General features: G+C 65.3%; 6 protein-coding genes, 1 tRNA gene and 2 pseudogenes. 3 read left to right on the top strand and 6 right to left on the bottom strand.

All coding sequences use genetic code 11. The features are described 5' to 3' along the window. Both AUC71_RS05180 and AUC71_RS05175 read right to left on the bottom strand, forming a co-directional pair. The coding region (locus AUC71_RS05180) for a methyltransferase domain-containing protein (RefSeq protein ID WP_141701462.1) at positions 1–688 on the bottom strand (688 nt) is incomplete at its 3' end. 226 nt (positions 689–914) lie between these two features. Continuing rightward, positions 915–1,561 (bottom strand): annotated as a pseudogene (locus tag AUC71_RS05175) (RlmE family RNA methyltransferase); the annotation flags it as partial. A gap of 154 nt (positions 1,562–1,715) precedes the next feature. Here AUC71_RS05175 and AUC71_RS05170 point away from each other — a divergent pair. Continuing rightward, a complete protein-coding gene (locus AUC71_RS05170; RefSeq protein ID WP_069623404.1) occupies positions 1,716–3,134 on the top strand; it encodes a DHA2 family efflux MFS transporter permease subunit in 1,419 nt (472 codons plus the stop codon). A gap of 9 nt (positions 3,135–3,143) precedes the next feature. On the opposite strand, the gene AUC71_RS05165 is transcribed toward AUC71_RS05170, so the two are convergent. Both AUC71_RS05165 and aat read right to left on the bottom strand, forming a co-directional pair. Further along, positions 3,144–4,409, bottom strand: coding sequence for a Ppx/GppA phosphatase family protein (locus AUC71_RS05165; RefSeq protein ID WP_244500816.1), 1,266 nt, complete (start codon positions 4,407–4,409; stop codon positions 3,144–3,146). Between the two features lie 121 nt (positions 4,410–4,530). Further along, positions 4,531–5,162, bottom strand: a pseudogene (aat, locus tag AUC71_RS20850) (leucyl/phenylalanyl-tRNA--protein transferase). Positions 5,163–5,636: 474 nt separating this feature from the next. Here aat and AUC71_RS19200 point away from each other — a divergent pair. Continuing rightward, on the top strand, positions 5,637–5,804 hold the full coding sequence (locus AUC71_RS19200; protein WP_158007702.1) for a hypothetical protein: 168 nt from the start codon (positions 5,637–5,639) through the stop codon (positions 5,802–5,804). Positions 5,805–5,807: 3 nt separating this feature from the next. Here the strand turns inward: AUC71_RS19200 and AUC71_RS05155 are convergent, their stop codons facing one another. Then, positions 5,808–6,428, bottom strand: coding sequence for a hypothetical protein (locus AUC71_RS05155; protein ID WP_069623402.1), 621 nt, complete (start codon positions 6,426–6,428; stop codon positions 5,808–5,810). A 195-nt stretch (positions 6,429–6,623) separates the two neighbouring features. Here AUC71_RS05155 and AUC71_RS05150 point away from each other — a divergent pair. Further along, positions 6,624–6,697: transfer RNA gene (locus AUC71_RS05150), tRNA-Gln, on the top strand. A gap of 88 nt (positions 6,698–6,785) precedes the next feature. On the opposite strand, the gene AUC71_RS17410 is transcribed toward AUC71_RS05150, so the two are convergent. Continuing rightward, entirely contained in the window at positions 6,786–7,583 is a 798-nt protein-coding gene (locus AUC71_RS17410) for an endonuclease/exonuclease/phosphatase family protein (RefSeq protein WP_158007701.1), read from the bottom strand. Positions 7,584–7,766 lie beyond the last annotated feature (183 nt).

Below are 7,766 nucleotides of genomic sequence, written 5' to 3'. Positions count from 1 at the left end.
TCGCGATAGGCCGCGAGGTGACGAGACGCGGATCGAGGAAGCCAGCCTGCTTCGCCATGGGCAGAAAGTCGTTCCAGTAAAGCGCGCCGCCCAGGCATTCGCCGTAGAGCAGCGGATCGGCGCGCACCGCGTCCGGCAGACGCCGATCGCAATAGACGTCGGCGAAATAGATCTCGCCCCCCGGCTTTAGGAGGCGATGGGCGCCGCGCAGCACCGCGAGCTTGTCGACGCAGAGATTGATGACGCAGTTCGAGACCACGACGTCGAAGGTGCCGGGCTCGAGACCGAGTTCGTCGAGCTTCTCCAGATAGCCTTTGACGAAGTGCACATTCGGCTCGGCGTAGCCGAACTGCCGCATATGCCAGTCCTTGTGGGTCTCGGCGGTGGCGAGTTGCTCGTCGGTCATGTCGACGCCGACCACGCTGCCCTCCGCGCCGACCAGCTGGGAGATCAGATAGACGTCGCGCCCCGAACCGGAGCCGAGGTCGAGCACGTTGCAGCCCTTGAGCGCCGCGGGAATGACGATGCCGCAGCCGTAATATTTGGAGCGCACCTCCTCATGCACGTTGGCGATGGCCGCTTCGAGATAGCCCGGCACGCCCCCGCCGTCGCAGCAGGCCGAGGTCTGCAAGTCCTTCGAGCCTTTGAGGACCTTGCCGTAATACTCCTTCACCACCTCGACATTCATGGCGCCGCTCCCTGTCCGCCTTCACCCAACACGCATGTGCACATTAGCAAGTCCCGCGGCGCTTCGGCAGCACGCACGAACGCACAGTCCCGTGAACCCGCCGGGGCGCGGCTCAATAGCTCGCTCCCCCTGAAAGGGGTCCCATCGATAGCGGTTTGACCCCCACCCGACGCGCGATGCGCGCTACCCTTCCCCCTTTCGAAGGAGGAGGGAAAGAGGCATGCCGCTACCCAGAGGCGCCGCGAAACCCGGTCGCCAGCACATAAACTTCCGCCGAATCCTGCCGGCTTGCCTTGGGCTTGATGTGCTGGACCTTGGCGAAGCCTTGTTTGAGCCGCGTGACCAAGTCCTGGCCGGCGCCGCCCTGCAGCACCTTGGCGAGATAGACGCCGCCGGGCTTGAGCAGATCCTCGGCGATGTCGAGCGCGGCCTCGGCCAGCGCGATGACCCGCAAATGATCGGTCTGGCGATGCCCGGTCGAGGACGCCGCCATGTCCGACAGCACCAGATCGGCATGCGCGCCGTCCAACGCGTCGCGGAGCAGACCGGGCGCTTCCGCGTCGGTGATGTCGACGTGCAGGAAGGTGACGCCGGGCACGGGCTCGATGTCAGTGAGATCGGCGGCGACGACCCTGCCCTTCCCGTCCACGGCCTTCACGCGATCGGCTGCCACCTGGCTCCAGCCCCCGGGCGCGGCCCCCAAATCGATGACCACGGCGCCGGGTTTCAGCAGGCCGTGCTTGTCGTCGATCTCGATAAGCTTGAGGCGGCGCGGCTGCGATACCCCTGGCGCTTCGCCTCCTCCACGTAAGGATCGTTCAACTGCCGCTGCAGCCAGCGCGTGGACGCAAGCTTCCGCCCTTTCGCGGTCTTGCGCGCACGGTCAGCCCGCGCCGGCCAGAAGGCTTGCGGGGCCCGTCTTTCGTTGGCCTTACCATGAGTTAATCACGCCCTATCGCCGCACGGCCTTGACCCGGGCGGCCCCGCCGCCCCATGTCCACCGCATCCTTCCTCTAACACCTGCCACATGCCCCGCTATTTCGTCACCCTGATCGTTGCGGTCGCCTTGTTCATGGAAACCATGGACTCGACCATCATCGCCACGTCGCTGCCCGCGATCGCGGCCGATCTGGGCGAGGACCCCATCGCGCTCAAGCTGGCGCTCACATCGTATCTGCTGTCGCTCGCCGTGTTCATCCCGGTGAGCGGCTGGATGGCCGACCGCTTCGGCGCGCGCACCGTGTTCCGCGCCGCCATCGTCGTGTTCACGCTCGGCTCCGCGGCCTGCGGCTTCGCTCAAGGTCTCGGCGACTTCGTCCTGTTCCGCATCATTCAAGGCATGGGCGGCGCCATGATGGTGCCCGTGGGCCGGCTCGTGATCTTGCGCTCCGTGCCCAAGGCCGAGCTGATCTCGGCGCTTGCCTGGCTGACCGTCCCGGCGCTGATGGGCCCGGTGATCGGCCCGCCGCTTGGCGGCTTCATCTCCACCGTGTTCGACTGGCGCTGGATCTTCTGGATCAACATCCCCATCGGCCTGCTCGGCATCTATCTCGCCACGCGCTTCGTCGAGAATTTTCGCGAGGAGGAGGTGCCGCCGCTCGACATCAAAGGTTTCTTTCTGTCCGGCATCGGCCTCGGCGGTCTCGCCTTCGGCTTCACCGTGATCGGCCAGCCGCTTTTCTCCGCGCCCGTCGTGGCGGCCATGCTTGTCACCGGCGCGGTCGCCTTAACGCTTTATGTGCGCCACGCGCTGCGTGTCCCCGCACCGCTCCTCGATCTGCGGCTTCTGAAGATCGACACGTTCTTTGCCAGCGTCGCCGGCGGCTTTCTGTTTCGTCTCGGGATCGGCGCGGCGCCCTTCCTGCTGCCGCTCTACTTCCAGCTCGGCTTCGGCATGACCGCGCTCCAATCGGGCCTCCTCACCTTCGCCACGGCGGTCGGCGCCATCGCCATGAAAACCACGGCCGCGCCGATCATCCGGCGCATCGGCTTCAAGCAGATCCTCGTCTGGAACGCGGTGCTGACGGCCGCCTTCACGGCCGCCTCCGCCCTGTTCACCGCGGTGACGCCCGCCGCGGTGATCCTCGCCGTACTTTTGGTCGGCGGCTTCTTCAAGTCGCTTCAGTTCACCGCCATCAACTCGATCGCCTATGCCGACATCGAGGAGAAGGACATGAGCAAGGCGACGAGCTTCGCCAGCGTCGCGCAGCAGCTCTCCATGTCGGCCGGCGTCGCCACGGGGGCGCTCGTGCTCGAGATCGAGCGCATGGGCCGGGAGACCCATCACGTCGTGGCGAGCGACTTCCCGCCGGCCTTCCTCATCGTGGGCGCGCTCGCGGCACTTTCGGCGCTCGTCTTCATGCGCCTGCCGAAGCACGCAGGCTCCAGCCTCTCCCGAAAGGCGCACAAGGTGGGCGAGCCGGAACCAACGCCGGAAACCGTTTGAGGTCGAAGATCAGCCGCGGCCGTGATGCGGCTTGTCACCCCCGCCACGGCGGCGGCGGTGCGGCCGGTACTGCTCGCGGCGGTCGTGGCCGTCCTCGGCCATCAACGTGGTGAGGATGCCTTCGCGCAATCCCCGGTCGGCCACGCGCAGGCGCTGGCAGGGCCAAACGCGCAACAGCGCTTCGAGAATGGCGCACCCGGCGAGCACCAGATCGGCCCGCTCATGGCCGATGCAAGGCTGCGCCACCCGCTCCGCGTAGCTCATGGCAATGAGGTCGTTGGATACCCTGCGCACGTCCTCCGCCGTCAGCCAGCAGCCGTCGACCCGCGCGCGCTCGTAATGGGGCAGCTTCAGGTGGATGCCGGAGATCGTGGTCACGGTGCCGGACGTGCCGAGGAAATGCGCCCGGCTCTGCTCGACGCGCTCACTGAATCGGTGCTGCGCCTCGAAGCCCTTGAGCGCCACCATCACGTGATCGACCATCGCCTCGTAGTCGCTTTGCGTAACCTCGCGACCGCCATGACGTTCGGCCAGGCTGACCACGCCGATGGGCAGCGAGGTCCACGCGGCGATGCAGTTCTGCACGCCGGCGCGATCGTGAAGCGAGCGCCGCCACGACCGTCCGAGCTGCTTGAGGTCGAGCCAAATCAATTCGGAGCTTCCGCCGCCGATATCGAACACGAGCGCCCAATCGCAATTGCGGTCGAGCAGCGAAGAGCAGCCCGACACCGCGAGCTTGGCCTCCGTCTCGCGGCCGACGATTTCGAGCTTGAGGCCCGTCTCGTTTGCCACCCGGTCGATGAACTCGGGGCCATTGATGGCGATGCGGCAGGCTTCCGTCGCGATCAGACGCGACCGGGTGACTCCGCGCCGGCGCATCTTGTCGGCGCATACGCGCAAGGCGTCGATCGTGCGCTTCATGGCGGCGTCGGAGAGCTTGCCGCTTGTCAGCACGCCCTCTCCCAGCCGGATGATGCGCGAGAAAGCGTCGATCACGACAAAACCGCGCCGCGACGGCTTGGCGACCAAGAGACGGCAATTGTTGGTTCCGAGATCGAGCGCGCCGTAGACCGAATGAGCCGGGCGCGAGGACGCGCCGGTATCCTTGATTCCCTCGGCTGCCCCGGCAGGACTTTCGGCCGGCACGCCTGCAAACGCAGACGCCCCGGTGCGCGCGGCGGCGCTTCCCCCGCTATCGCCGGTTTCGCTCCGCATGGCACTGGCGTCACGCGGAAAGCTGGCAGCCGGGCGGGCAATGCCGCTCGGCCCAGTCACGATGTTCAACCTTTCGCACCGGAGCGGCCGCTATTCTGCCCGGTCGGCGGCTTCGGCGTTGACCTATGTCGCTAATCTAACAAGGTGTTCCGGCAGGTAAAGCCGTTTAACAAAGGCTCGGTCAGACCCCTGAAACCGTTGGCGTGGGGCGCCAATCGGCGACCGTCTTGGAGTCGGCTTCGGCTTCCCAGCGTCCCGGGTGGACCGTCTCGCCGGAGAGCGCGGCAAGGCGCTTCAGATACTCAGGCCGCGGCATCTCGTGAAACCCCATCTGCGCCGTGGTCGGCGTCAGCCATTTGTTGTCGGCGAGCACAAAGCCCCATTTGGCAAGGTGCCAGGCGAGCACCGAAAAGCCGATCTTGGAGGCGTTCGATTCGCGGAAGAACTGGGATTCGATGACGAACACGCGGCCCACGGCCACCCCGTAGCCGCCGCCGGCGAGATCGCCGTCCTTGTTCCACACTTCGAAGGATGGACATGTCCCGCGTCGAACAGTCTGGCGTAGGCGCGCATGATGCGCGGCGTAATCCAGGTGAGATGCGGACGTCCTTGGCGGCGCCCGGCGCAACCCTTGATCACGTCCTCGAAATTCTGGTCGAAGGTGACCCGGTAGCGGCCCTGGCGCATCATGCTGCGCAGCCGGCTGGAGATGTGAAAGTCATCGAGCGGCACCACCGCGCGATTCACCGGCGAGAACCATTTCACGGGGCCAAAATGACCGTGGGGAAATAGCCCGCTTGCATAAGCATCCATCAGCGTGTGCGGAGACAGGTCGCCGGCGATGCCAACAAGCTCGCACGCGTCGCCGAGCGCGCCGGCATGCGGCAGGTCATGGCTTCCCTGGAAAAGATGGGCGATGCAGGCCCGCGTGAGCGGCACGAGCGCCGCGATGCGCTTCGGTCGCAGCGCCCAGGCCGTGCCGAGCACCCACCGTTCGCAGGTCTCGAGCGGCGTTCGCGAAACAAGTCCGCGCGCTTGCGATCGATCGCACGTGCCGGTTTCGGTTGGTCGATGGGCGGAAACTCCGCGCGCGTGATGACTCGTTGCTCTGACACTCGTCCCTCTTCGCCGGGGCCGCCGGACCGTTCCCCGACGATAACAGCCCGCCGCCGCATACCCGGAGCCTCTATCAGAACGGGGTTAACCCAGTCCCTCCGGCTCCCAAGAAACGAAAAGCGGCGCCGCACGTTTCCCTATTGAGAGCCAGAAGCAACAAGGAGAGCGATTATGACCGACAATCGCCATTCGCCCAAAAAGGCCGAAAATCAAGACCCGTCCCGGGGCAATCTTGGTCAGAAGCAGGCGGAGCGTGAAGAGGCCGCCGACGAGAAGCTCGATCACATGGGCGACAAGGACAAGCAGTCCACGAAGAGCCACAACGAGCAAGACAAGTAGCGATTAGGTCCGGCGCGGCGCGCGGCGGCGATCCCAAAGGCGCTCATCGAGCACACGACTGACCCGCTCGGCCGGCGGGATGGCCTCGATCTCGCGGGCGAAAGCCCGGTATTCGAACTTGGCGTCGTCGGTTCCCCCGCCATGCAGCAGCGTGTGGCGGTATTCCAGAAGACGCCGCCAGCCCCGCGAGTCCCCGCCGCGCGCCGGCGCCGGAACGCCGGCCGCCATCAGCCGGCGCATCACGGTCTGGGCCGCCTCGGCCTCGTCCTGCCCGGCTCTGACCAGAAGATCGATGATCACCGCGGCCCGCGCGAGCAAGGTCGGGCTTGGCGGCGTGCCGTGCCGCCGGTCCCGCTTCGTCCCGGTCGGTGCGGCGCTGGGTTCAGCACTCGGACCAGGCGCTGAGGCGGCACTGTCCGACTCCCGCCGGGCCAGCCTCCCCTGGAGATCGGTAAGAGGCTGCAGGTCCTCGGGCGCAACGCCGTCCGCGGCGAGCTCCGCGACCACCGCCTGAAGGCATTTGAGGCCGAGCGCCGCCATGTCGCCCGGCTCGTCGGCATGGGTCCGCCGCAGCGCCCTGAGGGCCGCGCCGATACGATCCGCGGATGGCGAACGTGCTTCCATGCCGCGAGTCTAGCCGCAGTCCTTGGAAAATTGGTTACCGACAAAGATTCTTTTGACTTTACCCGCCCGCGCCCGGATTTCGCCACCGCCCTGCGGGCCTTGCCAAGCCCGAGGCCCAGCGGCTAGAAGGAGCCCGAGATCCACGCGTTGCGCCTTGCAAGGCCGCCGCGCAAGATCCACATCCCAAGCCGCTGGTGGGGGATCGTCTAACGGTAGGACAGCGGACTCTGACTCCGCCAGTCTAGGTTCGAATCCTAGTCCCCCAGCCACTCTCTCTCCTCAGTATATCAACGCCCTACGGCTCGAACTCTGTTCGGACACACGAGATCGACGGACAACGCTACCGCACAGCAAGACCTAATCCACCCGTATCTCCACGCGGCAATGATCGCTGGGACCCCACTGATCCGGCTCATTGAGAGCGGTCACCTGGACGCGATTTGCCAGACGAGGCGATGCAAACACAAAGTCGAGCTGGCGCGTGCAGGTCGATGGCGCCTGTCGGTTGGTGTGGTAAGTGGGAACGTTACCGCTTGAGCGGGGAAGCTCGGCGGGCCAAGGCTCAGCTTGCCGCCCATTCGGCGCTTGCGGTCCTACAAATCTAAAGCCCAACGCCGTCATTCGGCTGAATATTGTCTCGTACCGCGCCGCCCAATAGGCATCTCCATACTCGCCATACCCGTGAAGGATATTGAGATCTCCAGCGACCAAAATGTCTTGACCAAATTTCTTGCCAGCAAACACCGATAGGTCGGAGATCAAGCGGTGCACTGATGCGTCCGCGTAGATGAAATCACGGTTGGCCAGATTGTGCGACCTCTCCCAAACTGCATATGCCGATACCGCGACAAACGGTTCGCCAGCACACGGAGTAACAATCGCTGCGGCAAGGGTACCGGGCCGGCTTACGCCTAACTCACCCGACTTCACGTCGGGGAGAGCCGTTGTTGTGAGCCACTTCAGTTTGGCGGAATTGGAAATATTGACGATGGCAGCCCGCCACGCACAATGCTGCCCTGTTCGCCAAAACGCAGCATCCGTAGCGAGTTTTGCTGCTGCGTCGGCCGGCGGTTCTCCAGCTTCCTGAAGCAATGCAACGTCTGCGTCGGAGGCCGCAAGAAACCGCCACGCCGCCGCCGGTGGGCGATGTTCCATGAGATTAGCTTCAGCTGGCACCCCTCTCCGTTGTGCGCACTTTAGCGCGACTGGGTTCCGTAAGTAATATCGCGATGAACTCCGGCTGAATGTTGCATTCAGCGCCGCTCAAAGGCGACTTCGACGACGCGCTCCGCAAACCAAACGGAGTAAGCACCATGACCCTCAAGACCCTTCTCATCG

Source organism: Methyloceanibacter marginalis, assembly GCF_001723295.1.
In the GTDB taxonomy this organism is placed as follows: Bacteria; Pseudomonadota; Alphaproteobacteria; order Rhizobiales; family Methyloligellaceae; genus Methyloceanibacter; species Methyloceanibacter marginalis.
Note: the sequence above shows the minus strand (reverse complement) of the source record. Positions and strands in the feature narration are given on the sequence as shown.